We start from the raw sequence: 25,359 nt of genomic DNA on the forward strand, positions 1-25,359 counted from the left end.
CTATATGTAACTATTTCCCAACCCTCTTCATTCGACAAAAATGATGATTACCCTTTAACGAAAAAAATAGCACTTAAAAAGTGCTATTCCGCTCGCCTTGCCGCTTGCTGAATTGGATCCCAAACGCTGTTATATGGTGGTGCATAACTTAAGTCCACATCTTCTAAATCGTGAATGCTCATTTTATTGAAGAGTGCCATTGCGATTACATCAATCCGTTTATCTACACCTTCTTCTCCAATTACTTGTCCACCTAATAATTGTTTCGTGTCAGAACGGTATAGTAATTTCAAGTAAAGTGGTTTCGCATTTGGATAATAGCCCGCCATATTAGTCGAATCTACTTTGACTGTTTTATACGGGATATGTAGTCCTTTTGCTTCTTTTTCATTTAAGCCTGTTCTTGCGAGCGTCAAATTCATAAATTTAATAATGCCTGTACCTAACGTTCCTTTAAAAGCTCTTCGTTTATCTAGCATATTCAGTCCAGCAAGTCGCCCTTGTTTATTTGCAGTTGTTCCAATTGGAATATGATCATGAATTTCTTTTATCACGTGATAATGTGTCGCACAATCACCAGCTGCATATACGTCTTGCACATTCGTTTGCATATATGCATTTACCTCGATTGCCCCTTTATGATTTGTACGTATATTCGTTCCTTCAAGAAAATCAGTATTCGGCTTCACTCCGACAGATACTAAAACAAGATCCGCTTTATACGTACCTTTATCCGTTTCAACTGCTTCTACTCGTTCATTCCCTTTAAACGCTTTTACATTTTCATTCGTTAAAATTTCAATATGATGTTTATCTGCCTCTTTATGTATATACTCCGCCATATCCCCATCATAAATCGTACCGATATGATCATTTCGCTCAATCATTCTTACTTTCTTACCAAGTTCAACGAATGTTTCTGCCATTTCCAGCCCAATCGCACCGCCACCAATAATAGTTACATCCTCAACTTTATTCGTTTCTAGCGTTTTTAATATGCGCTCAGCATCTGGGATTGTTTTTAAAAGATGAACGCCTTGTAAATCTCGCCCTTCCCATTCTGGCATAATAGGACGTACTCCGGTCGCAATTAATAAACGGTCATACGAAAATTCAAAGACATCTTTCGTCTTCGTATGCTCAGCGTATACTATTTTCTTTTCCGTATCTACTTTCGTTACTTCATGTCGTACTTTCGCATCAATTCCGTATTTATCACGAAACGTCTTTACATTACGCGCGATTAACTTTTCCGTTGAAGCGATAGCACCACTAATGACATATGGTAACCCACACTGCGCATACGAATAAATTTCACCTTTTTCTAGCGTCACAACATTTGCATTTTCATCGTTTCTAACAATTTGCATAGCTGCACTCATACCAGCTGCATCTCCACCAATAATGACATAGTTCACTTTACCACTCCTTCTTTTTTACATACTCTTTACGTTTTCCATATTTTATAGAAATAACCCCTACTTCTATTGTAAAGAAAGAGAATTTCATCTTCAAATTTAGTGCACAAACCTATACGTGAATAGGTAACCGTCGTGCCTTATAAACAACATGTTTAATATGCTATAACAGTTACTATTGAAAGTAGGTGAAATATATGTGCGCCGGCCTTCTCGCCCAGCTTCCAGATGAACCGCAAGAACCAAAAGAACCGAAACCCGCCGTCTCACTTGACCAAGAATTTTCCATTAATGCAACAATATATAGCGCTCGTGCTTGGCTATCTAACGATGATACATTTGCGCAAGATATTTGGAAAGCTACCCAATTCGCTTCAGCATCACATGCTGGCAAGTCCATCTTTCCAGTCGGTTCTGTTAAAATTATAAACTTCTCTGATGATACAATTACTGTTACTGCTTCACCAGAATCAGATCATGCGCTAAAAATAGTCGTACCACCCCATTCCGAGGCAGCCCTAACGTCTGGTCCTTTATCACATATACAAGCTAGTACATCAGGAGGATCCAGTAAAGTCACATTTCTCTTTCACATCTTTTTCTCAAGGGATCCTGGTTCAGATAAATAACCATAAAAAGGTACAGTTATGCACTGTACCTTTTTCACGTGTTCTATTCTCTTGATTTAATGAGTTCCACATTATAAGATTCAATAGCCGTTAGCTTTCCTGTCTAATACGGATTTTCTCTATACCAAGACTGCTTTGAAAAATATGTCCATGCCTTGCGTATATTTCGTTTCTCTCTATTTTCAATTGTTCTTTCGATAAATATGTTAAGTCCCCACTCGTTAATTTTCGGATATCACTATCAGGAAAGATGAAGCCATTATATACATACTGAGGTTTTGACAAAATTGAACACCGTCTTCAAAATGAGTGCCACACTTTGTACATACATTCATCCACCTTTTCGTTAGAAGCCAGTGAATCCCTGTGTAAAGGTTTGAATTATCGTGCTAATGTAAGACCACAGTACAATGAATGTTGCAATTCCGATTAAAACATTTGCGATAAGAAGTGTATAAATAAGGTCTAATCCGCCGTTATCTAGCTTTACTATAGCGACAATTATACTAATTGACATATACGTTGTAGCCAGCCCTAATAAGATTGGTAAGAAAAAGATTAATAAAAAGCTAAACAGAAAAGAAAGAACTAATATAGCAATAGCTGGCGTCGCTATCGTTCCCCACACACCGAATACTTCAAGAAATGAAAATGAAGATTTCATCATCTTTCCACTTACAAAAATAATAAATCCGACAAATAAAGTTAAAATTAGTAAAAATAAAAAGACCGTTATAGAGTCTCCAAAGAAAGAAGGAGTAGATAAATCTGGTGCTAATGTTCTCGTAAGTGCTGCCCCAGCACTCATCATTCTATAAAAAATACATGCTCCTAAAAAACAAATAAGAACAAGACTTACAATTCCATTTCGTACTTCAACCTTGCCGCTTTTCATAATCGCTGTTGGTGCTTTGAAAGCATGTTTAAAAAACTGAAAATACCCACTCGCAAATCGCTTCGCTTTCTCTACCGTTTCATTCGGACGAGTTTCCTTCGCTTGTTCTACGCGTACTTGTTGCTCACCTTCTTCCTGTGAACTACTCGCTATTGCCCCCTCCGTCAACGAATGTCCACAATTCCCGCAAAACTTTGCCTTTGTTGCATTTTCTGTATGACACGCCAGACATTTCATTCTCGCATTCCCCCCTTAAGCAGATACCATATAGGGTGTTACAAATTCAATATATGACTTTGTACATAAAACATGACTACAAGAAAAAGATTCTGAAATCCTCCTTCCGAAAGAAAATATATGTGCTAGCAATCTTGAAAAAAAATGCTATTATGAAACAGAATAAATAATGTTTCTAACAGATTGGATGACTGGCAATGGAATTGGTAAACTCAATTTTTCAAATACTCCTTACAAGCGTAATCCAATTATTTTCCTTAATTGGCGTTATCATTGTAATTGGATTTCTATTAGGCTATTTAGAATCTCTCACACGAATGTATTGGTCGAGAGCTTTTGGAAGAAAAGGCTTCCTTTTAACAGCTTGGATTGGTGTCCCTATTCACGAACTTGGACATGCCATTATGTGTGTACTATTTCGTCATAAAATTGTAGCAACGCAGTTTTTCCCAACAGATACAAGTCAGGGCGCTTTAGGCTACGTACAACATCAATACAATCAAAAAAGTGTATATCAACGAATTGGGAACTTCTTTATCGGCATCGGGCCTATTATTTCTGGTATTACCGCATTAATCCTTTTAATGCGCTATTTCGTACCAGATTCATATTTCTTATTTAATACCGCTCTCGAAAAAACAATCGCTACTACTTCTATTAATTTAGAAATGTTGCAAAACATGCTCTTATCGACTTTCGTATTATTGAAAAGCTTATTTACAATAGGTAACTTATTGAATCCTTCCTTTTGGCTATTTTTATTTATCGCCATTTGTATTTCTGCCCATATCGCTTTAAGTAAACCAGACATTAAAGGATCAATAGACGGTGTCATCGTCATGTTTATCGTGTTATTTTTATTCAACATCATAGCGGGACTGTTTCAGTATGATAGCAACCAACTAATTGGAAAAGTGATGAAGTATAATATGTATCTCATTGCGTTTTCTAGTGTGGCACTGCTGTTCTCTTGTATTTCTACACTTGTTAGTTTTGGGGTTTATAAAATAAGAGGAGGGCGTTCTTTTTGAACGCCCTCTTCTTCTCAATTATTCCTCTTATAATCACAATGCTCAACCGGCACACGAGCATGTCCCCCTTCATCGGTACACCATGACTGGGATTGGAAGGCAAGAAAGATACCGACCCATTCTTCTTCCTTTTCAAATTGAATAAGTATTCCTCCGTCTTGCCATATACCATTATCACCTTTCCATTTCTCTACATTTCCTTGATTCATGTGAATATCGTGTATCCCGTTTCCTGGTTCGAAATGAAAGTAAGAGTCGGGTGTATTTTCTTCGGGTCCCCATCTTTCACCAAACGCATAAATAATTGCTTTTTCTTCTATTGCTCGTTTTATATAACGTTCTATTTTTTCATTTAAATCATTGTCTACTCCTGCTTTTTCAGCAGGTAAAGGAATCATTTGTTTCGAATCAAATACATTACCTCTTACGTAGTCTAAAGCTACTTTCGGCTCATTGTTTTTTATTTCTGTAAAACCAAATGGCAATGTCGGTAAAATATGAATCGCCTCTGACCGAATATCGTTACTCGCAAAATATAAAACTTCTGACGGATAACTTTGCGATTTTACGTTAATTGCAATGCGATAATCTACTTCTGCTTCGCCTTGTAAATGAACTTGATAATGAGGTGTTTTCCCTTTTCCCATCTTTGATTGTATAGCTGTACCTTTTAAAACGCCGTAGTTTTTTAGGGCCATACATTTCATCTCCTATTCATTTAGTAGCAGCTTTTCATAATTTAAAGCATTATCCAGTAACAAAAAAAATCCTCCTAAATATAGGAGAATTTTTAATTTCTCAACATATACCAGAAAATAACTTCCACTACTATAAGTAATACCGCACCAAAAATCATTAATGTCGTCTTCTTTAATAGTTCATTTTCACGATACGGGATGTTACATAAATACGCACCTAGTGTAATCCGTGACGGGCAAGCGATTGTCGCTACTGACGATGCGGTGTTTTGCAGTGTTGTGACGTATTGCCACGGGAGCGCTACGTTTTGTGCGGTTTGCATTTGTAGTTTTATGAACATCGCATTTGATCCTGCATTGCTACCTGTTAAAAAGCCACCGATACCACCGATGAATGGAGCAACGAAAACGAAAAATGTTCCAAATGTGTCACCAGCTGTTTTTGCTAATAATGAATGCATGCCAGATGCGCCCATTAGTTCTGAAATAGCAATAAACATTGTCGTTGTAATAGCGAACGGGATCCATTGTTTTATCGTTTGTAAGAGTGATTGTTTCATAATATGAGATGGAATGCGGAAGAAAATAATAGTAAATAAACAAGTCATACCGAGCCAAAATCCTGGTGAATACAGCATTTCTAATTTGTAAGAATATGATTTTAAATCAAGAACCGCATATGATCTAAATACATCATGCAATGCTGGTACGAGGCGAGAAAGTAAAATACAAACGGTTAAGAATATATAAGGGCTAATAATTTTTATAATAGATACTTCTCTTTCCGTTGCCGCAGCATGTTCTGTCATTAGATTTTGCCCACTTTTTCCTTTTACTTTAATGATAAGAAAGCCAAATGTAATGGTAACGATAGAACTTAATATACCTGCTAGTTCCACGCTTACGTATGCGTTAGAAAGATAGATTCCGAGAGAAAATAATAGAAAGAAACCGAATCCTTCCTTCCACTTTTCAATAACCGCTTGCCAGCCGCCAACAACGTGTAAAGAAAGAATGACGAAATAAGCAAACATCGGGATACTTAATAGCGCTGTATTTGTACCGAGTGTTGTAAGCGGCATATTGATGAGCTGGGAACCGATAATCGTACCAGTTGCCATTGCGCCCCATGAACTAGCTAGTAAGCCGATAAAAGAGAGCAGTACAGCTTGAAACGGTTTATAACCTAATGAAAGAAAAATAGGTGCTGCAACCATAAAGCCAATTCCGAATCCACTTACCGATTCAATTAGTGGGCAAATACCAAAACACATAAGCAGCATTTGTAATAAACGATCATGGGTAACTTCTTCTAGAAAACGTGCTACTTGGTCGATGTACCCCATTTTGTTCATGAGGTGAAATAAAAAAATACCGAAAAATAAAACGTACCCGACAATAAAACAAATTAACCACCCTTTAATCGTTGCGTGCACAGTTTCACTTATCCCTAATTGAAACGTTGGCGAGAGTAAAACGATTCCAACACATACCGCATAAGAAATTAACGAGGATCTTAATGACGTTTGTTTAAATAAAAATAAACAAATGAAAATCATCATAATTGGGATAAGTGCCAACAATATGGCCATGTTATCATCTCATTTCGTTTAAAATACAATTTTTAACTATTATATAACAGATGTCATAATTTTCAATTGTTTTTACAACAGTTTCAAAAAAGAGCCGTTTGGCTCTTTTTTGGATCACTCCCATTTTCTATTATCCTGAAAAACTGTCTGCTGGCCGACTATTTTGTCTAACACAACAAACACAATATAAGCACATATTACTTGCAATACAACATTCCCAAATTTCATTAATTCAAATGAATGGATCCATCGGAATAATTCATTTAACAATATAATCGAAACGATACTAAATAATTCTATACTAATCGAAAATATACATATTTCTAAAATAGATTGCTCTTGAATGCGATTTAAGTTGGAAAAGATGAATACATATCCTAAAAATAAAGCCATCAATTCTATTTTCGTCATGCTAATGAGCCAAGCGTATAGTGGTACAGTTAAAAGTAGATATAGTAGTTTTCGTCTTAGCATGCTTTCTCACCCTCTAAATTATATGTATTTTCTGTATATTTTAACATTTATTACACAAAACAAAAAGAAGAGACTTACGCCTCTTCTTTTTGTTTTGTTGCCTGTATGAATTCACATATTTCTTCTCGTTTTTCATTTTCTAATAGCTCAATCACTTTACTTCCAACGACAACACCATCACATATTGTAACCATTTCTTCCACATGTTCCTTTGTTGAAATACCGAACCCTGCCACTACCGGTAAATGTGTATGCGATTTCACTTTTTCTAAGTAACTATGAATCTCATCTTTAAAATTTTGACGTACTCCTGTTACGCCCGCTACTGTAACGGCGTAGACAAATCCTTCTGATTCACTCGTAATTTTTTTGATTCGCTCAATTGGGCTCGTAACAGTAACAAGTGGAATGAGCGCAATGTTTGCCTCTCGAAGTAACGGAGCAATAATGTCTTGTTCTTCATACGGTAAGTCTGGAACGATGATGCCGTCTACACCTGCTTCCATACAGTTCTCGATAAATCGTTCTTTCCCGAATGCAAGTACTGGATTTAAATATGTCATGAGTACAAACGGAATTTGCACTTCTTTCCTTACCTCTATTAATGCTTGAAAAATGCCTTTTACTGTTACACCGCTATCTAGCGCTCGTTTCCCTGCTCTTTGAATCGTTGGGCCATCTGCGACTGGGTCTGAAAACGGGATACCAATTTCAACGATGCTTGCTCCCGCTTCGTCTAGAAAACGAATTCTTTCTTTTAATATTTCAAGGCCACCATCTCCGCCCATTACGTACGGAATAAATGCTTTCTTACCATTTTCAAATGCTGCTTTAATTCTTTCTACTCCCATTTTTTACACCTCTTCCATGTAACGTTTTATACTCTCTACATCTTTATCACCACGGCCGGATAAACAAATGACAAGTCCTTCATCTTCCTTCATTTGCGGCGCTAATTTTAATGCGTATGCGACAGCATGCGAGCTTTCTAACGCCGGGATAATCCCTTCTTTTTTCGTTAATAACTGAAACGCTTCTAACGCCTCATCATCAGTAATGGAATGATAAGAAACGCGGCCAATATCTTTTAGCAAGCTATGTTCTGGACCAACACCTGGGTAATCAAGTCCTGCTGAAATAGAGTGCGCTTCTTGAATTTGTCCTTCTTCATTTTGCAGAAGATACATCATCGATCCGTGTAAAACGCCGACGCTTCCTTTCGTTAAAGTTGCTGCATGCTTTTCTGTATGAACACCTTTTCCAGCTGCTTCTACGCCGTAAAGAGCAACTTCTTCATCATGTACAAACGGATAAAACATTCCCATTGCGTTACTCCCACCACCAATGCAAGCAACGACTGCTTCTGGTAACTTTCCTTCTAACGCTTCATATTGTTTTTTCGTCTCATTCCCAATTACACTTTGGAAATCACGGACAATTTGCGGGAATGGATGCGGTCCGAGAACAGATCCCATAATGTAGTGCGTATCATGCACGTGTGAAACCCAGTAACGAAGCGCCTCGTTTACCGCATCTTTTAATGTACCGCTACCTGCCGCTACACTTTCTACTTTCGCTCCGAGTAATTCCATTCGAAACACATTTAATTTTTGACGTCTCACATCTTCTTTTCCCATAAAGATGACGCACTCTAAACCGAGAAGGGCACATACCGTAGCTGTTGCAACACCGTGTTGTCCAGCCCCTGTTTCAGCGACAACTTTTTTCTTGCCCATTCGCACCGCAAGAAGTGCCTGACCAATTGTATTGTTAATTTTATGAGCTCCTGTATGGTTCAAATCTTCACGTTTTAAATAAATCTTTGCACCTCCGCAATACTCCGTCATATTCTCAGCGAAATAAAGCGGTGTTTCTCTTCCGACATACGTTTTTAAATAATGATTTAATTCCTTTTGAAATGCTTCATCTTCCATCGCCTCTTTATATGCTTCTTCTAGTTCTAATACAGATTGCATTAACGTTTCTGGAACGTATCGTCCTCCGTATATACCGTAGTGACCTTTTTCATCTGGATATGCGTAGTTCATTTAGAACACTCCTTCGCTTTTATAATAAATTGTTTTATTTTCTCTACATCTTTCTTTCCTTCTGTCTCTACTCCGCTGCTCACATCAACCATATATGGCCGAACAGTTCGAATTGCTTCTTCTATATTAAGAGTGTTTAATCCACCAGCTAATATCGTTTTCTCTCGTAATTCTTTTGGCATATGCGCAAGTAACTCCCAAGGAAATGCCTTTCCATTCCCTCCATGAAACTTTTCCTTCGGGCTATCAAATAATATATAGTCCGTTTCATACCCTTGAGCGTTTTTCATATCACTCTCTGAAGTTACTCCCAGTGACTTTATAGACGGAATATTCAATCTTCTGATTTGATGATTGTCTTCACCCCCATGTAGTTGTACATGTGTTAATCCGCAATTCCCTGTAATTTTCTGGATTACTTCTACTGATTCATTTACGAAAACACCGATTTTTAACACGTTGGCTGGAAGTTCCTGAATGATTTCTTTCGCTAGCCCTGGAGTAATTTTCCGCTTACTTTCTGCAAAAACAAATCCAAGTGCATCAGCTCCGTATTCGCAAGCACGTTTTGCTGTTTCCATATCAGTGATACCGCAAATTTTCACTTTCATATGTTCACCTTACAATCTTCAAAAAAGGTATGAATAGAAGACGATGTCATAAGCGCTTCTCCAACTAATACACCTTTTGCCCCAGCTCGTTTAACGCGGATTATGTCTTCTTTTGAATGAATCCCGCTCTCACTAATCCAAAGTAATTTCTCCTCATTTAATCGTTTTCCAAGCTTTTCTGTTTGACTTAAATCGACTTCGAATGTTTTTAAATTACGGTTGTTAATACCGATAACGTGCGGATTTAATTGAATTGCAATTTCTAATTCCTGTTCATCATGAACTTCAACAATCGCTTCTAATCCTTTTTCTAGTACGTAGCTATACAACTCTTTTAATTTCTCTTTCGTTAACGCCGCTACGATTAGTAAAATAATATCTGCACCAGCTTCATACGCTCTATCAATTTGAATCTTATCGATTATGAAATCTTTACATAAAAGCGGCATGCTACTTTCTTCTCTTGCCGTTTGTAAATCATAAAATGACCCTTTAAAAAATTGACCGTCTGTTAAAACAGAAACTGCACCAGCGCCGCATTCTTCATATGTCTTCACTTGTTTTCGTACATCAACGTGTAAATTAATATCTCCTTTTGATGGTGATGCTCGCTTTACTTCTGCGATGACAGTAAATTGCTCTAGAGCCTTTACAAGTGAGCGCGTTTTTCTTTTCTCTTTTACTGGTGTATATGTTTCATATAATGCCGCAACTTCCTTTTTCTTTTGATCTACAATTTTGTCTAAAATCGTCCCCACTTTAATTCACCCTTTCTAATTTTTCGTTACTTGCTGCAATTAATAAGTTTAGTTTCGCTAATGCTTTTCCAGAGTCAATGCTATGTGCTGCGAGTGTTATTCCTTCTTCAATCGTCTTTGCTTTTCCATTTGCGAAAAGAGCAAGCCCTGCATTGAATAAAACAGTATCACGGTAAACACTCTTTTCTCCGCTTAATACTCCGAGCGTAATCTTTGCATTTTCCTTCGAATTCCCGCCTCTAATCTCTTCATTTTTCACTATTGAGAATCCATATTTCTCAGGTTCAATACTCGTTTCTACTATTTCATTATCTTTTAAAATGACAACATGATTTTCTCCTTGCAATGATGCTTCATCTAAAAACCCACTTCCGTTTACGACAAGTGCTTGTTTTCTTCCTAGTTTCTGTAGTACTTGCGCAACTGGTAGTAACATATCTCGTTTATAAATGCCGACAAATTGTGTTTCTAAATTTACCGGATTCGTTAACGGTCCAATTAAGTTAAAGATCGTCGGAACGTTTAATTCTTTTCTTATTTTCATAATGCGCTTTAATGCTGGATGCATCGCTGGTGCGAATAAAAATGCGATTCCGACATGCTTTAATAAATAATCAATTTCGTTTGGCGTACTACTAATGTTTACACCGAGTTCTTCTAATAAATCTGCACTTCCTGTTTTACTAGAAACAGCACGATTACCATGTTTTGCAACCTTTACGCCAGCTCCTGCCAGTACGAATGCCGATGTTGTACTAATATTAAACGTTTGGGCACCGTCACCACCCGTCCCGCAATTGTCCATCGCGCCTTGTATATGATTCGAAAACGGTAATGCCTTTTCGCGAAGAGCTCGAACGAGACCGTATATTTCTTCTGCAGTTTCACCTTTTGCTTTCAGTAAAACTAAGAAAGCTGCAATTTCACTTTCCAATATGTTTTCATTTAATAAAAGAAGCCCTGCTTTATACATTTCCTCTTCTGTTAAATGTTGTCCCTCCACTAATTTACGAAGATAGTTATTCATACTCTTTCCTCCTCTTTCACTTCGCCTAAAAAAGCACGTATTAACTTTCCGCCTTCTTCTGTCGCGATTGATTCCGGATGAAACTGTAATCCGAAGAGCGGGTAATAATTGTGACGAACTGCCATAATTTCCCCATCGTCCATCGCTATTGCGAGTATGTCAAAACATTGTGGCAAGCTCGTTTGTGCGGCAACAAGAGAATGGTAGCGCATCGCTGTTAGCGGCTGCGTCACATACGAAAAGATTGACGTTCCGTTATGTTTCACACGCGATGTTTTTCCGTGTTTAATGCGCTCTGCTCTTACAATCTCTCCTCCAAATGCTGATATAATTGCTTGATGACCAAGGCAAATACCTAATATGGGAACGTTCTTATAAAAATGACGAATTACTTCAATACAAATACCAGCCTCCTCTGGTTTTCCTGGTCCTGGCGAAAGCACAATTCCTTTTGGGTTCATTTCTTCTAATTGTTCTATCGTTATTTGATCATTTCTTACGACAACAATATCTTCTTCGTATTCGCCTAATAGTTGATACAAGTTATATGTGAATGAATCATAATTATCGATAAGTACAATCATTTCATTACCTCCAATAGCGCTCTCGCTTTATTTAATGTTTCTTCATATTCAGCTACTGGATCTGAATCGTAAACAATACCCGCTCCTGCCTGAACGTATGCTTTTTCATCCTTTACAACCATTGTTCGAATGGCGAGCGCCATATCAAGATTCCCTGAAAAACTAACGTATCCAACTGCACCGGCGTACACATTTCTTTTTTCATTCTCTAGCTCATTTATAATTTCCATCGCTCTAATTTTCGGAGCACCTGATACCGTCCCCGCTGGTAAACAGTACGCTAATGCATCAAATCCGCTCATCCGTTTTCGCAATGTTCCGTAAACTTCAGATACAATGTGCATAACGTGAGAATACTTTTCTACTTTCATATATTTATCTATCGTAACTGAGCCGATTTCACTCACCCTACCAATATCATTTCGCCCAAGATCTACAAGCATCATATGCTCCGCTCGCTCTTTCTCATTTTCTAACAGTTCTTTTTCAATCTCCGTATCTTCCTCCTTCGTTTTCCCTCTCGGCCTCGTACCAGCAATTGGATTCGTCATCACTTTATCCTCCCTTACTGATAACAAACTTTCTGGCGAAGAACCGAGTACAACATAATCTTGAAAATCGATATAAAACATATATGGTGATGGATTGGCAATTCGAAGTTTTCGATATAACGCGAATGGATCTCCAATACATTCGCTTTGCAAACGCTGAGATAATACAACTTGAAATATGTCCCCGGCCCCGATGTGTTCTTTCGCCGTTTCTACCATCACGCAAAATTCTCTTTCCGTTATAGAAGAAGTGAATGATAATGTTGATCTTATTTCAGTTACTTCCGCTTCTTCTCCCTGTAGCACTTCCTCTTTGTATACTCGCAGCCTTTCGTATACTTCTTCATAATCTGCTGAATCATCTTCCCTGCATACATATACAAACGACAACTTTTGGCGTAAGTGGTCATACACGATAAACTCACGGTACAGTAAAAGGTGTACTTCTGGAATATTCAATGGATCATGTAAATCTGCTCCAATGTTTTCATATTGCCGAATGACGTCATAGCCAATGTATCCAACTGCTCCTCCGCAAAATGGAAATGGACTGTCTACTTGTGATGGTGCGATTATTTCTTCTAACACTTGTAGTACGTTACTTTGCAACTTTTCTGCCCTGCCGTAAATGGTTCGTTCCACTTCCGTACCAGCACTTTTCACTTCACCATATGGATTACAACCTAAGTAAGAATAACGCCCTTTATCTTGATGAAGCTGTGAGCTTTCTAATAAAAATTTCTTTTTACCTTTCATACGTCTATATAAAGAAATTGGCGTAATGCTATCTCCTTCTTCTTCAGCGATTACTAAAAATGTTTTTCTTTGTTCTTTCTGTTTTATAAATTCCTCTTTTGTCATCATGCCTTTCACCTCATCCTGAAAAATAAAAAAGTCCTCTACATATCGAAAATATGTAGAGGACGATAAATTTACCGTGGTACCACCTCATGTTGGACGCAAAAGCATCCCGCTTTATTCAGGTACAAAATATATACCTTATCCTTGTAACGGCGGAACCCGGGTTGCCTACTGAAAATAATTGTTCAGCATACCTCTCGTAAGCCCATTCCGTATATAGCACCGCACCGGGCTCCCACCTATCCCCGGCTCTCTGTAACGTCTCCAATATACGTACTCTTCTTACTTAAACGATTTCATCTATTTAATTTTTTATACACAAAAAGGGAGTACTCATCCTATAGAAAGGACGGGTACTCCCGTGGTGCCACCTTAATTCGCTACGAACGTAACGCACTTTACCGTATCAAAAACAATACGTGTCTCTTGTATCGATGAGATCATGTCGCCAAAGCCTACTTCTTTCGTTTCGGTTTGGAAGCTCCGAAGCCCATTCCACATCAATTCCATACTGATTCGCACCAACCATCAGCTCTCTGACATGTTCATCATGTGTACTCTTCTTCATCAACGCTTGCATTTTTTTAAGTTGCACTCATTATAGACCTAACTTTTTTCACAAGTCAATACTTTTTAAAAAATTTTATTTTTCTCTCCTTTCAATATTATATTGACAAAACAACCTCTTTTTATGTAAATATAATAAATACTCTATTAAAAATAAGGTTTTTTGTATGAATATTATATATTAAAAAAGTAAAATGACATCGAAAAACGCTTACATTTCTGAAAATTCATATTTCTATATGGATTTTTCAGAATAATCATGATAGATTATAAATATGCATAACGCATCAAAAGACATGACAAAAGGAAGGGGAACTACATGAGTACGCAGATGTTAACTTTAACTTCTATCTCTATTTACATGCTCGGGATGTTAGTAATTGGCTATTTCGCCTATAAACGAACGTCCAACTTAACAGATTATATGCTTGGCGGGCGTACACTAGGCCCCGCAGTAACAGCATTAAGTGCTGGAGCATCCGATATGAGTGGTTGGCTTTTAATGGGCTTACCCGGTGCAATGTTTAGCGTTGGATTAAGTAGTAGTTGGATTGCGATCGGCCTAACACTAGGCGCATACGCAAACTGGCTATATGTTGCTCCTCGCTTACGTACCTACTCTGAAATTGCAAACAACTCTATTACTATCCCAGAATTTTTGGAACATCGCTTCCAAGACAAATCCCATATGCTACGCTTAGTATCCGGACTTGTTATTATGATTTTCTTTACTTTTTATGTAGCTTCAGGATTAGTTTCAGGCGCTGTATTATTTGAAAATTCATTTGGTATGAACTACCATGTTGGATTATTCATTGTTGCAGGCGTTGTTGTAGCTTACACGTTATTTGGTGGTTTCTTAGCAGTAAGTTGGACAGACTTCGTGCAAGGAATCATTATGGTAATTGCTCTTATTCTTGTTCCTACTGTTACAATTATGAATGTAAATGGGCTTGGTCCAGCATTTAGCACAATTAAATCAATTGATCCAACATTATTAGACATTTTTAAAGGCACTTCTGTATTAGGTATTATTTCATTATTCGCATGGGGCCTTGGTTATGTTGGACAACCACATATTATCGTACGATTTATGGCAATTTCTTCTGTAAAAGAAATTAAAAGTGCAAGACGAATTGGTATGAGCTGGATGATTTTCTCTGTTGTTGGAGCTATGTTTACTGGTCTTATCGGTATTGCATACTACTCAGACAAAGGATTAAAGCTATCCAATCCAGAGACAATTTTCCTTGAACTAGGAAAAATTTTATTCCACCCGCTTATTACTGGATTTTTATTAGCCGCTATTTTAGCAGCAATTATGAGTACAATCTCATCTCAGTTACTCGTTACTTCTAGTGCCATAACTGAAGACTTATATCGTACTTTCTTTAAACGTTCTGCTTCTGATAAAGAGCTTGTATTTGTCGGCCGTATGGCTGTACTTGTTATTGCATTAGTTGGATGTGCATTAGCGTTTAAACAAAATGATACGATTTTAGCTCTTGTTGGATACGCTTGGGCTGGATTTGGCTCTTCATTCGGACCTGCTATTTTATTAAGCTTATATTGGAAACGTATGACGAAGTGGGGCGCACTTGCTGGTATGATTTCTGGTGCCGCTACAGTCATTATTTGGACTCAATTCAAATTCTTAAAAGAATTCTTATATGAAATGATTCCTGGTTTCACTATTAGTTTACTAGTAATCATAATTGTTAGTTTACTAACACAGCCTTCAAAAGAAATTGAAGAGCAATTTGAGGATTTCGAAAAACAACATAGTGATAATCTATAAAGGAAAAGCTCTGCTGTTATGATAGCAGAGCTTTCTTTTTATCCCGCTATTTGTTGGCAATAAGACTCACACCTCAAAATTCGGCGAATACGAAGGAGCTAGGTGGGAAATAACTGCCCAATTGGTAAGAACTAATTAAATTTGCAATTTATCAACGTTCGACAATCTTCTGCTCGAATTTAACAATTTCTTTATGTTTCGTTAAATTAAACGTAACACTACTCCTTTATAGTAGTACTATCAGCACTTATACAGAAAGGGGACTCCAACATGTTAGCAGCTTTCCAGCAACAACAAACACGAAAATTTTCACCTATCACCAATACTTCTGCGTCTTGTTTGAACATACAACCTAATCCACCTAAAATTTCAATTGCTCCTTCTGTTATTTCAGTCATCGGTGTTCATATGGAGAAAAATAAGTTAAAAGTAAGAACTGGCCAAAGCACTGAGTTATCAGCTTCCGTTTTGCCAATGCAAGCAACGAATAAAGAACTTATTTGGACGAATATGAATGCTGATGTTATCACACTGTATCCAAAAGGTGACACGGTAACGATTACTGGAAAAAGTGCAGGTAGGGCAGTCGTAATTGTTACAACTGCTGAAGGAAAGTTCCGTGATCTATGTATCATTCACGTACAACCTTATATGACAAACCCAAAGTAAAAGAGTGGCCTCGTAGCCACTCTTTTACCTTATTTCAATGTGTGGATTTTTATTTTTTACATGATTAATAAATTGCTCTTTATCTTTAGGAGAAATGATTTCTGTTTGATGTGCGCCGTAAACAATTTCAAGTCGATCAAATGACAATGCATAAGCTGCTATTGGATTTTTCGTATTTGAAATTTGTTTTATGTCTCGTATAAATATGCGCTTTTTAACGAAACCTGATCTAATAGTAATGGTTTCTTCTCCGACAATATATTTTGTTGAAAACCAACTCCACATAAATAATATAGCTAATGGGATTGTGAAAAATAACAGAAAATATTCTCTTCCTGCAAATATTGGAGCAAAGCAGGCACCTACAACAATAAACAAGATTGGGTATAACCATGCATCCTTTTTTGATGGAAATTCCATTTCCCTCCCCCTTCTTTATCTAAATTTCTATAAAATGATACGATAATTCGTTCTCACCACCCCGGCATTTTAGAGGCAGTAGAACTCCTACAAATACCGGGATAAAACAAAAAGAGAAGTATCACAACTTCTCTTTTCTCCTCTACTATTATAATTCCTGCGTATATACTGGTTCGTTCACCACATCTTTTGCTGTTCGTTTTTGTTGTTGCAATAAGAAAACAGACACACCAAATAAGACGAGCATGCTACCGATCATTTGCATTGCATTTAATCTTTCCCCAAGTAAGAAGAATGCTAGTATAGATGCTCCAACTGGTTCCCCTAAAATACTCATCGATATTGTTGTTGCATTTACGTAGTTTAATAACCAATTATTAATGACATGTGACACTGTCGGCACAACAGCAAGTAAAAGAAAAACGGTCCAATCCCACTTCGTATAACCTGTAAAAGGCACTTGCAGTACTATATTATACATTCCCATAAAAATACCTGCGAATGCAAAAACTGTAAAGCTGTAAATCCAGTGTGATACTTTCTTTACTGTCGTTTGGCCGATAAATAAATAACCAACTACTGCTATTACACTTAAAAAGGATAATATATCTCCATAAATTGCTTGTTCACTTAGTCCTAAATCTCCCCAACCAATACACACTACACCTAATATCGCAATTCCCATTGTCGCAATGGCTGAGTATGTTGTTCTTTCTTTAAATAAGAAAAAACCGCCAACTAAAGATACGATTGGTTGAAGCGCTAAAATAATTGTCGAACTTGCAACTGTTGTATGCTTTAAAGATTCAAACCATAAAAGAAAATGAAGTGCTAAAAAGAAACCAGATCCAATTAAAAATCCCCAATCTTTTATTTGAATCTTACTGAACTCTTCCCGTTTTTTCCAAACGATAGGCAGCATTATAAGTACGATAATCCATAAGCGATACATACTTAATATGGAAGATGGTGCTGAGGACATCTTTACAAAAACTGCTGCGAATGAAATGGCTATAATAGAAATAGCTAATGGTAGTGCGATTGACCTTTCTTGTTTCAAATTCCGTCTCCCCTCTCACCTGTCAAAAATCCCACTTCATTATATCCGTTTTCTTTCCTAACTTAAATACTAATTTTTTAGATTCTTCGTACCATTATGGTAAAATAGAAATGAAAGCACCTATTAGTGAATATTTCTTTCTTTTTCACTACAAGCGTCGCTCTTACAATTATTACAGTAAATTTTTATTTAGGGGGATCTACATGAATCAAACAATTGGGAGAATTGAAGAAATTTCATTTTATAGTGCATCACTTCAAGAAGATGTTACACTTCTCGTTTACTTACCGGTAAATTACACACCGCTGCACAAACATACAGTTGTCATTGCACAAGATGGCAGAGATTATTTTCAGCTTGGGAAAGCACACCGGGTAATTGAGCGCCTTCGTGAAACTGAAGAAATTGACCGTACAATTATTGTCGGTATTCCATATAAAAATGTACACGATCGTAAAGAAAAATATTTCCCAAATGAAGTAAAAAACGCTGCGTATATTCGTTTCCTTGCTCATGAACTTGCACCATATATCGATGAAAATTATCCAACGTACCAAATGGGGAAAGGTCGTGTGTTAATTGGTGATTCTCTTGGCGGAACAGTTTCCTTCATGACTGCACTTATGTATCCGCATACATTCGGTAAAGTCATTATGCAATCACCATTTGTGGATGAAACAGTAATGAACTTAGCAAAAGACTTCAAAAATCCGGAGGCGCTAGAGCTTTATCACGTTATTGGGACAGAAGAAACAGCTGTAAAGCGCACTGATGGACAAGTATCTGATTTCGTAGGGCCGAACCGTGAGCTTAATACCCTTCTGACAGATAGAAATTTCATCACGCATTACGAAGAGTTTGAAGGCAATCATACGTGGAAATATTGGCAAACTGATTTACCGAAAGCTTTCTCTCATATGCTATCAATGAAATAATAGAGAGCAGTATTCAGAATAATTTGATATAATAGATTAAGAGAGTTATTTTCTCAAAATCTAACTAGACTTACAAAGGGAGGAATTGGAACATGAAATTAGGCATTGTAATTTTTCCATCTAAAATGATTCAAGATAAAGCGAACGGATTGCGTAAACGTTATGATCCACACTACGCATTAGTTCCGCCACATATTACATTGAAAACACCCTTTGAGACGCAAGATGAACAATTAGAATCGATTGTAAACGAGTTACATACAATCGCAAGTAAAACGAACCCTTTCACCCTTCATGTTGGAAAAGTTGGTTCATTCGCACCTGTTAATAATGTTATTTATTTTAAAGTAGAAAAAACACCTGAACTTACTTTCTTAAATGAGGAAATGCATAACGGATTCTTTACACAAGAACGCGAATACGCTTTTGTACCTCATTTAACAATTGGGCAAGGCTTATCAGATGCAGAGCATGCTGATGTACTAGGTCGATTACGTATGAAAGATTTCTATTACGAACAACCAATTGACCGTTTCCACCTACTATATCAATTAGAAAATGGAACATGGACTGTACACGAAACATTCCGCCTTGGAAAGGGGAACAACTAATTTGCATGCACAGATCGTACAAACGGACGAACAACTAAGAGATGCATTCTCTGTACGTAAGCAAGTATTTGTGAAGGAACAGCAAGTTTCTGCTGAAGAAGAGTATGATGAGTTTGAAGAAACTTCCATACACGTTGTTATATATGATAATGATGTTCCCGTTGGTGCTGGGCGTTTTCGCACCATTGATGGAATTGGAAAAATGGAACGCATTTGCGTACTAGCTTCCCATCGTAAAAAAGGCATTGGAAAAATTGTTATGGATGCACTTGAAGCATATGCGAAGGAAAACTCGCTATCAAAATTAAAGCTGCATGCCCAAACACATGCTGAAGATTTCTATAAGAAACTTGGATATGTAACGAATTCTGATGTATTTATGGAAGCAAATATTCCTCACATCGTTATGATAAAAGAATTGTAATTTGAAAACAGGAGGTATCCCCTCCTGTTTTTTACATTGCTATTTTCTTTTTCTTCCGCTAAAGTTAAATGTTGATGCTATAGTTTTGAAGGTGAATATATGACACAAGAAAAATTTTCACAAAAATCATTAACGCACGCTGATATTCCACGTGCAACATATCATATTCCGAAAACATCTACCCATTTAATTATGGAAGAAGATGCAGATGCAGCGTATTTTCGCGCTCTCGAACAGCAAAATGTATTTTTAAACGAAAAACAATTAGAGGCCGTACGAACGACAGAAGGTCCTGTTCTTACATTGGCTGGTGCCGGAAGTGGAAAAACATCTGTTTTAACAACTCGCGTAGGTTATTTAGTAAATGTAAAACAAGTTCATCCGCGAAATATTTTATTACTTACATTTACACAAAAAGCGGCTGAAGAAATCCGAAATCGCGTAGCGAATTTACCGGGTATGAATCATGCGGCAAGTAGCTATGTTGTTGCCGGTACGTTCCACTCTGTCTTTTTAAAATTGCTTCGTAGTCAAGGATATAATCAGCAAATTTTAGCAAACGAAAAACATAAACAAATTATGATAAAGAAAATTTTAAAAGAATTGCGTTTAAAAGACGCTTATGATGCTGAAACGATGCTCGCGATGATTTCACTTGAGAAAAACAAGTTGAATCGCCCGAAAGATGTAAAAGCAAAAACACCCGTTGAACAAGAATTTAAAGAAGTATACGAGCGTTTTGAAGAAGTGAAACAACGATATAACTATATCGATTTCGATGACATCTTATTAGAAACATATTATATGTTAGAAAATAATGCTCCTTTACTTACCCAATTACAACAACGTTTTCACTATATTGAAGTAGATGAGTTCCAAGATACATCGTATGCACAATATGAAATTGTAAAGTTGTTAGCTTCGCCAAGAAATAATTTGTTTATCGCAGGTGATGACGATCAGGCGATATATGGCTGGCGAGGAGCAAGTCACCAAATTATTTTATCTTTCCCAAAAGAATTTGATAACACTACGATTATTGCCCTTAATACGAATTATCGATCCAATCCTTTTATTGTCGGACTTGGAAATGAAGTTATCAAACTAAATCAAGAGCGTTTTGATAAAGAGCTATATTCTGTACGCGAAGAAGGTGTACAACCTTTTTACGCAAGACCGGCTACGACTCTTGATGAAGCAAATCAAATTTTGCAGCTCATTCAAGGAAAGGTAGATAGCGGTGAACGAAACTATAAAGATTTTTGTTTACTATATCGCACACATTCTGTAAGCCGTTCGTTACTTGATCAGCTTACCATTCATAAAATCCCGTTCATTAAGCACGGCGCGAGTCAGTCATTTTATGAACATTCTTTAATTAAGCCTGTATTAGATCATTTACGACTCGTAATTGAGCCGTTTCGATTAGAATCACTTTCAAATATATTGCCAACGATGTATATCGGGCGTGATGATTGTATTTCATTTATTGAACGTGAACAATGGAAATATGGTGAAGGTCGTTTTCCTTCTCTTCTTCATTTCTTATTATTAAATCCAAGCTTAAAACCTTTTCAAGTGAAAAAGGTAAATGAGCGTATCGATTTTATTAAATTTATAAAAGAATTAGAACCGAAGAAAGCTTTAAAAGAAATTATTCATGGTAAAGGAAAGTATTTAGAGTACTTACAAAGTAACGATCGTTCTTCCTTTACGATGCATAAAGATATACAAGAAGAAATGTTAGAAGAATTAATGGAGTCGGCAAATCGTTTCACCGACATTCCAGCTTATTTACAATTTGTTGATGAAGCCATTCAAGGGCAAAAAGAAATGGAAGCATTAAAAACAATGCCGCAAAAAGATGCTGTTTCGCTTATGTCTATTCATAACGCAAAAGGTCTTGAATTTCCATGCGTCTTTTTACTTGGAGCGAGCGATGGTATTCTGCCTCACACGTCTTCTTTAAAAGATGCAAATGATCGTGTTACAGAGACTTCTGAAGCTTTAGAAGAAGAACGCCGACTACTTTATGTCGCGATTACACGTGCAAAGGAAGAACTGTACATTTCCTCTCCGCAATTTTTTAGAGGAAAAAAATTAGACATATCTCGTTTTTTATACACTGTGCGAAAAGATTTACCTGAAAAGACATCCACTAAATAAGGATGTCTTTTTTTATATTGTATTATGTACATCCCTACTATATAAATTCCCTGCTTTTATCGTAAGAATTAACGTAATATCAACCATATCCCGTTCATATTGTAGTAGTGTATGTCAGAACTCACGAGAAGGAGTGAACATAATGAGCTGCAATTGTAACGAAGACCATCATCACCATGATTGTGATTTCAACTGTGTATCAAATGTCGTTCGTTTTATACATGAATTACAAGAATGCGCAACTACAACATGCGGATCTGGTTGCGAAGTTCCCTTTTTAGGAGCACATAATAGCGCATCCGTAGCAAATACGCGTCCTTTTATTTTATACACAAAAGCTGGAGCACCTTTTGAAGCATTTGCACCTTCTGCAAACCTTACTAGCTGCCGATCTCCAATTTTCCGTGTCGAGAGTATAGATGATGATGATTGCGCTGTATTGCGTGTATTAAGTGTAGTATTAGGTGATACTTCTCCTGTACCACCTACCGACGATCCAATCTGTACATTCCTAGCTGTACCAAATGCAAGATTAATATCGACTAACACTTGTCTTACTGTTGATTTAAGTTGCTTCTGTGCGATTCAATGCTTGCGTGATGTTACGATTTAAAACTAAATAATGAGTTAAGCATGGATTGGGTGGCAGAATTATCTGCCACCCAATCCATGCTTAACGAGTATTATTATGTAAATTTCTTAAAATTGGGAACTTGTCTAGAACATAGAACCTGTCCTTTTCATTAACTGAAAGTAGAAACAGATAAAGGAGTGAAAAACATGTTCTCTTCTGATTGCGAATTTACTAAAATTGATTGCGAGGCAAAACCAGCTAGTACACTACCTGCCTTCGGTTTTGCTTTCAACGCGTCTGCACCTCAGTTCGCTTCATTATTTACGCCACTACTATTACCTAGCGTAAGTCCAAACCCAAATATTACTGTTCCTGTAATAAATGATACAGTAAGTGTCGGAGATGGCATTCGAATTCTACGAGCTGGTATTTATCAAATCAGTTATACATTAACAATTAGTCTTGATAACTCACCTGTTGCACCAGAAGCTGGTCGTTTCTTCTTATCATTAGGTACACCAGCTAACATTATTCCTGGATCAGGTACAGCGGTTCGTTCTAACGTTATTGGTACTGGTGAAGTAGACGTATCCAGCGGTGTTATTCTTATTAACTTAAACCCTGGTGACTTAATCAGAATCGTGCCAGTTGAATTGATTGGAACTGTAGACATCCGTGCAGCAGCATTAACAGTTGCACAAATTAGCTAGTAAAAAGCGGTATTTCTAATACAGAAATACCGCTTTTTTATATGTATAATAAAAAACACTCACAGTAACATGAGTGTTTCATTCTTCATAATGTTTTATTGTGCTCTTCTTTTTCCCACAATTACATCCCTTTTTCTTCACAAATCCTTGTTGCTGTAATTGTTCTTGATATGCCTGTTGTTGTGCTTGGTGTTGTTGCTGCATGTGATACCATTGCTGCAGGTCATATGAATTTTGCCTTGGATTATTGCTCACAGCAAACATCTCCTCTACTGTCAATTCTGTCTATTTACTATATGAACAACTCTTTATTTCCGTTCCCTCATTCTTTTAAACTCCGCTTTTTCTCGTATTATGAAAATATATTATTCTCCCATAAAATATCCTGTAATTGTTTCAATGATTGCTGCTGCTCCTGCAATAGCTAATAATGCAAGTAACGGCTCTGCAACGATCGGAATCCAATTATATAAAACTAATAAAAAAGCACTAACCCATACACCTGTACACCAATAACAGCTTAATAATTCGCCAATCCACTTTCTTAATCCTTTACCCTTTACTTTTGTAAAAGTTGATACACTTCCATCCGGCTCTGTAATTTCTAATTCATCAATAAATGGTCTTCGCAAAAAGCCTGTAATTTTATCATAAACAATTAAACGAGTGAGCCTAAAAGCAGCTAACGCGAAAATAAAAAATAAAAGCCAGCTTGTAAACAGCATAATTCCACCTTCCCTTATCCTCTTTCGCCTATTTAAAAAAAAAGGTCTTGAGATTGTGACCAAATCTCCTCAACTCCAATATCTTATTAATGTAAATACAAACAAGAAGATAAGGAGTGACATTAATGAGTTGTAACGAAAATAAACACCATGGCTCTTCTCATTGTGTAGTTGACGTTGTAAAATTCATCAATGAATTACAAGATTGTTCTACAACAACGTGTGGATCTGGTTGTGAAATTCCATTTTTAGGCGCACACAATACTGCATCAGTAGCAAATACACGCCCTTTTATTTTATACACAAAAGCTGGCGCACCATTTGAAGCATTTGCACCATCTGCAAACCTTACTAGCTGCCGATCTCCAATTTTCCGTGTGGAAAGTGTAGATGATGATAGCTGTGCTGTACTACGTGTATTAAGTGTAGTATTAGGTGATAGCTCTCCTGTACCACCTACTGATGACCCAATTTGTACGTTTTTAGCTGTACCAAATGCAAGACTAGTATCGACATCTACTTGTATTACTGTAGATTTAAGCTGTTTCTGTGCAATCCAATGCTTACGCGACGTTACTATCTAATAAGTGAAGTAAACTAAAAAACTATTGGGGTGGTAGAAGGTTTCTACCACCTTTACATATTTAAAAGCCGGCCATATCAATCGATTTTATCTCCTCTATAGATAACCTAATATCTCGCATACTATTTGGCGGCATAATGGCTACAATTCCATTACGATACGAGATGATTGATCCAACATATGAGATTGTAGCTGTTTTTATTCTGCACCTTACTTTCGGAATATAATGAGGGCGATTTAATAAAAAATGAATCTTCTCTTCATTATTCATATCCTTAAATGATTTATTATACGGGACAGTTCTCACTGGCTCATGCTGCTCTTGTACTTGTTCCTCTTCTTCTGTTTTTTCTTCTACTTGTTCTTCTTGTTCTTTTTGTTCTTCTTGTTCTTCTTGCTCTTCTTGTTCTATTACCTCTTCCACAGCACTACTTACAACATTTTTGTTTCTAGTACTTTCCTCTTTTCGATCCTCATTTTCAAAGTTTGTTAAAATAATTCTTTTTATTTTCGGTGCAGCAAGTTCTAAACTTACTTGCGCAATATATAACAACGGTTTTCCAACTGTTGAACTTTTATTTTTATTCTTCACACTCGTCCCTCCCACTTCCATACGTAGCTGAATAAATCGTGTACTATTATACTTATATTCATAACGTGGTAAGAACTTTCGTTAAAAATCGTTCTTTCTAAGAACAAATAA

28 protein-coding genes, 1 pseudogene and 2 other annotated features are annotated in these 25,359 nt (G+C 36.9%); of the genes and pseudogenes, 11 read left to right on the forward strand and 18 right to left on the reverse strand.

Features of this window, described 5'->3' with window-relative positions; genetic code table 11:
• Positions 1–83: 83 nt before the first annotated feature.
• Complete coding sequence (locus tag AC0L0O_RS18620; RefSeq protein WP_428889285.1) at positions 84–1,418, reverse strand: FAD-dependent oxidoreductase; 1,335 nt, start codon at positions 1,416–1,418, stop codon at positions 84–86.
• Positions 1,419–1,615: 197 nt separating this feature from the next.
• Here AC0L0O_RS18620 and AC0L0O_RS18625 point away from each other — a divergent pair, with 197 nt between their 5' ends.
• Positions 1,616–2,047, forward strand: coding sequence for a hypothetical protein (locus AC0L0O_RS18625; RefSeq protein WP_000332408.1), 432 nt, complete (start codon positions 1,616–1,618; stop codon positions 2,045–2,047).
• Between the two features lie 103 nt (positions 2,048–2,150).
• Here AC0L0O_RS18625 and AC0L0O_RS18630 read toward each other — a convergent pair.
• Positions 2,151–2,317: pseudogene (locus AC0L0O_RS18630) on the reverse strand (YARHG domain-containing protein); the annotation flags it as partial.
• A 76-nt stretch (positions 2,318–2,393) separates the two neighbouring features.
• Positions 2,394–3,179, reverse strand: a complete 786-nt coding sequence (locus AC0L0O_RS18635; protein WP_000649874.1) for a zinc ribbon domain-containing protein — start codon at positions 3,177–3,179, stop codon at positions 2,394–2,396.
• A gap of 197 nt (positions 3,180–3,376) precedes the next feature.
• Between AC0L0O_RS18635 and AC0L0O_RS18640 the strand changes: the two genes are divergently transcribed.
• A complete protein-coding gene (locus tag AC0L0O_RS18640; RefSeq protein WP_072180304.1) occupies positions 3,377–4,210 on the forward strand; it encodes a hypothetical protein in 834 nt (277 codons plus the stop codon).
• A gap of 14 nt (positions 4,211–4,224) precedes the next feature.
• Here AC0L0O_RS18640 and AC0L0O_RS18645 read toward each other — a convergent pair whose 3' ends face one another.
• The 10 genes from AC0L0O_RS18645 to trpE all read right to left on the reverse strand — a co-directional run bounded on the left by AC0L0O_RS18645 (position 4,225) and on the right by trpE (position 13,417).
• Positions 4,225–4,908: a YukJ family protein gene (locus tag AC0L0O_RS18645; RefSeq protein ID WP_264456049.1), complete on the reverse strand. Its 684-nt coding sequence runs from the start codon at positions 4,906–4,908 to the stop codon at positions 4,225–4,227.
• Positions 4,909–5,000: 92 nt separating this feature from the next.
• Positions 5,001–6,500, reverse strand: a complete 1,500-nt coding sequence (locus AC0L0O_RS18650; protein WP_000996228.1) for an L-lactate permease — start codon at positions 6,498–6,500, stop codon at positions 5,001–5,003.
• A gap of 114 nt (positions 6,501–6,614) precedes the next feature.
• Positions 6,615–6,974: a DUF4029 domain-containing protein gene (locus AC0L0O_RS18655; RefSeq protein ID WP_000946140.1), complete on the reverse strand. Its 360-nt coding sequence runs from the start codon at positions 6,972–6,974 to the stop codon at positions 6,615–6,617.
• Between the two features lie 74 nt (positions 6,975–7,048).
• A complete protein-coding gene (trpA, locus tag AC0L0O_RS18660; protein WP_000537938.1) occupies positions 7,049–7,825 on the reverse strand; it encodes a tryptophan synthase subunit alpha in 777 nt (258 codons plus the stop codon).
• A gap of 3 nt (positions 7,826–7,828) precedes the next feature.
• Positions 7,829–9,022 carry a tryptophan synthase subunit beta gene (gene trpB, locus AC0L0O_RS18665; protein ID WP_428889283.1) on the reverse strand — a complete coding sequence of 398 codons (1,194 nt, stop codon included), beginning with the start codon at positions 9,020–9,022 and terminating at the stop codon, positions 7,829–7,831.
• Positions 9,019–9,633 carry an N-(5'phosphoribosyl)anthranilate isomerase gene (gene trpF / locus AC0L0O_RS18670; protein WP_000865111.1) on the reverse strand — a complete coding sequence of 205 codons (615 nt, stop codon included), beginning with the start codon at positions 9,631–9,633 and terminating at the stop codon, positions 9,019–9,021. The genes trpB and trpF overlap by 4 nt, the downstream gene beginning before the upstream one ends.
• On the reverse strand, positions 9,630–10,391 hold the full coding sequence (gene trpC / locus AC0L0O_RS18675) for an indole-3-glycerol phosphate synthase TrpC (RefSeq protein WP_428889282.1): 762 nt from the start codon (positions 10,389–10,391) through the stop codon (positions 9,630–9,632). The genes trpF and trpC overlap by 4 nt, the downstream gene beginning before the upstream one ends.
• A 1-nt stretch (position 10,392) precedes the next feature.
• Positions 10,393–11,418 (reverse strand): anthranilate phosphoribosyltransferase, encoded by a 1,026-nt coding sequence (gene trpD, locus AC0L0O_RS18680; RefSeq protein WP_001067352.1) that lies wholly within the window; start codon positions 11,416–11,418, stop codon positions 10,393–10,395.
• The gene (locus AC0L0O_RS18685) at positions 11,415–12,002 is read right to left on the reverse strand and encodes an aminodeoxychorismate/anthranilate synthase component II (protein WP_000636333.1); all 588 of its coding nucleotides are present in this window, start codon (positions 12,000–12,002) and stop codon (positions 11,415–11,417) included. Before AC0L0O_RS18685 ends, trpD begins: the two co-directional genes overlap by 4 nt.
• Positions 11,999–13,417 (reverse strand): anthranilate synthase component I, encoded by a 1,419-nt coding sequence (trpE, locus tag AC0L0O_RS18690; protein ID WP_001984374.1) that lies wholly within the window; start codon positions 13,415–13,417, stop codon positions 11,999–12,001. Before trpE ends, AC0L0O_RS18685 begins: the two co-directional genes overlap by 4 nt.
• A gap of 52 nt (positions 13,418–13,469) precedes the next feature.
• Positions 13,470–13,714: a binding site (T-box leader), on the reverse strand.
• Between the two features lie 42 nt (positions 13,715–13,756).
• Positions 13,757–13,994: a binding site (T-box leader), on the reverse strand.
• Between the two features lie 306 nt (positions 13,995–14,300).
• Here trpE and putP point away from each other — a divergent pair.
• Together putP and AC0L0O_RS18700 are read left to right on the forward strand one after the other, a co-directional pair.
• Positions 14,301–15,779 (forward strand): sodium/proline symporter PutP, encoded by a 1,479-nt coding sequence (gene putP / locus AC0L0O_RS18695; RefSeq protein WP_000107217.1) that lies wholly within the window; start codon positions 14,301–14,303, stop codon positions 15,777–15,779.
• Between the two features lie 270 nt (positions 15,780–16,049).
• On the forward strand, positions 16,050–16,448 hold the full coding sequence (locus AC0L0O_RS18700) for an Ig-like domain-containing protein (RefSeq protein WP_000878722.1): 399 nt from the start codon (positions 16,050–16,052) through the stop codon (positions 16,446–16,448).
• A gap of 24 nt (positions 16,449–16,472) precedes the next feature.
• Here AC0L0O_RS18700 and AC0L0O_RS18705 read toward each other — a convergent pair whose 3' ends face one another.
• On the reverse strand, positions 16,473–16,868 hold the full coding sequence (locus AC0L0O_RS18705; RefSeq protein WP_042332878.1) for a PH domain-containing protein: 396 nt from the start codon (positions 16,866–16,868) through the stop codon (positions 16,473–16,475).
• A gap of 148 nt (positions 16,869–17,016) precedes the next feature.
• On the reverse strand, positions 17,017–17,928 hold the full coding sequence (locus tag AC0L0O_RS18710; protein ID WP_000808254.1) for a DMT family transporter: 912 nt from the start codon (positions 17,926–17,928) through the stop codon (positions 17,017–17,019).
• A gap of 203 nt (positions 17,929–18,131) precedes the next feature.
• Between AC0L0O_RS18710 and AC0L0O_RS18715 the strand changes: the two genes are divergently transcribed.
• From AC0L0O_RS18715 to exsF, 6 genes are all read left to right on the forward strand, one after another.
• Positions 18,132–18,863, forward strand: coding sequence for an alpha/beta hydrolase (locus AC0L0O_RS18715; RefSeq protein WP_001076841.1), 732 nt, complete (start codon positions 18,132–18,134; stop codon positions 18,861–18,863).
• A gap of 92 nt (positions 18,864–18,955) precedes the next feature.
• Complete coding sequence (locus AC0L0O_RS18720) at positions 18,956–19,474, forward strand: YjcG family protein (RefSeq protein WP_000765875.1); 519 nt, start codon at positions 18,956–18,958, stop codon at positions 19,472–19,474.
• 1 nt (position 19,475) lies between these two features.
• Positions 19,476–19,898 carry a GNAT family N-acetyltransferase gene (locus tag AC0L0O_RS18725; RefSeq protein WP_000543277.1) on the forward strand — a complete coding sequence of 141 codons (423 nt, stop codon included), beginning with the start codon at positions 19,476–19,478 and terminating at the stop codon, positions 19,896–19,898.
• Positions 19,899–19,997: 99 nt separating this feature from the next.
• Entirely contained in the window at positions 19,998–22,064 is a 2,067-nt protein-coding gene (locus AC0L0O_RS18730; RefSeq protein ID WP_131371738.1) for an ATP-dependent helicase, read from the forward strand.
• 142 nt (positions 22,065–22,206) lie between these two features.
• Entirely contained in the window at positions 22,207–22,677 is a 471-nt protein-coding gene (gene cotY / locus AC0L0O_RS18735; protein WP_001984481.1) for a spore coat protein CotY, read from the forward strand.
• A gap of 167 nt (positions 22,678–22,844) precedes the next feature.
• Positions 22,845–23,348 (forward strand): exosporium protein ExsF, encoded by a 504-nt coding sequence (exsF, locus tag AC0L0O_RS18740; RefSeq protein WP_000492938.1) that lies wholly within the window; start codon positions 22,845–22,847, stop codon positions 23,346–23,348.
• Positions 23,349–23,426: 78 nt separating this feature from the next.
• Here exsF and AC0L0O_RS18745 read toward each other — a convergent pair whose 3' ends face one another.
• On the reverse strand, positions 23,427–23,612 hold the full coding sequence (locus AC0L0O_RS18745) for a hypothetical protein (RefSeq protein ID WP_003168772.1): 186 nt from the start codon (positions 23,610–23,612) through the stop codon (positions 23,427–23,429).
• 101 nt (positions 23,613–23,713) lie between these two features.
• Positions 23,714–24,073, reverse strand: a complete 360-nt coding sequence (locus AC0L0O_RS18750) for a DUF1360 domain-containing protein (protein ID WP_000899669.1) — start codon at positions 24,071–24,073, stop codon at positions 23,714–23,716.
• 125 nt (positions 24,074–24,198) lie between these two features.
• Between AC0L0O_RS18750 and exsY the strand changes: the two genes are divergently transcribed.
• Positions 24,199–24,657 carry an exosporium assembly protein ExsY gene (gene exsY / locus AC0L0O_RS18755; protein WP_001277732.1) on the forward strand — a complete coding sequence of 153 codons (459 nt, stop codon included), beginning with the start codon at positions 24,199–24,201 and terminating at the stop codon, positions 24,655–24,657.
• A 60-nt stretch (positions 24,658–24,717) separates the two neighbouring features.
• Here the strand turns inward: exsY and AC0L0O_RS18760 are convergent, their stop codons facing one another.
• Positions 24,718–25,269, reverse strand: a complete 552-nt coding sequence (locus AC0L0O_RS18760) for a spore coat CotO family protein (RefSeq protein WP_079998636.1) — start codon at positions 25,267–25,269, stop codon at positions 24,718–24,720.
• Positions 25,270–25,359 lie beyond the last annotated feature (90 nt).

The organism is Bacillus sp. GS3m_15504, from assembly GCF_055825275.1.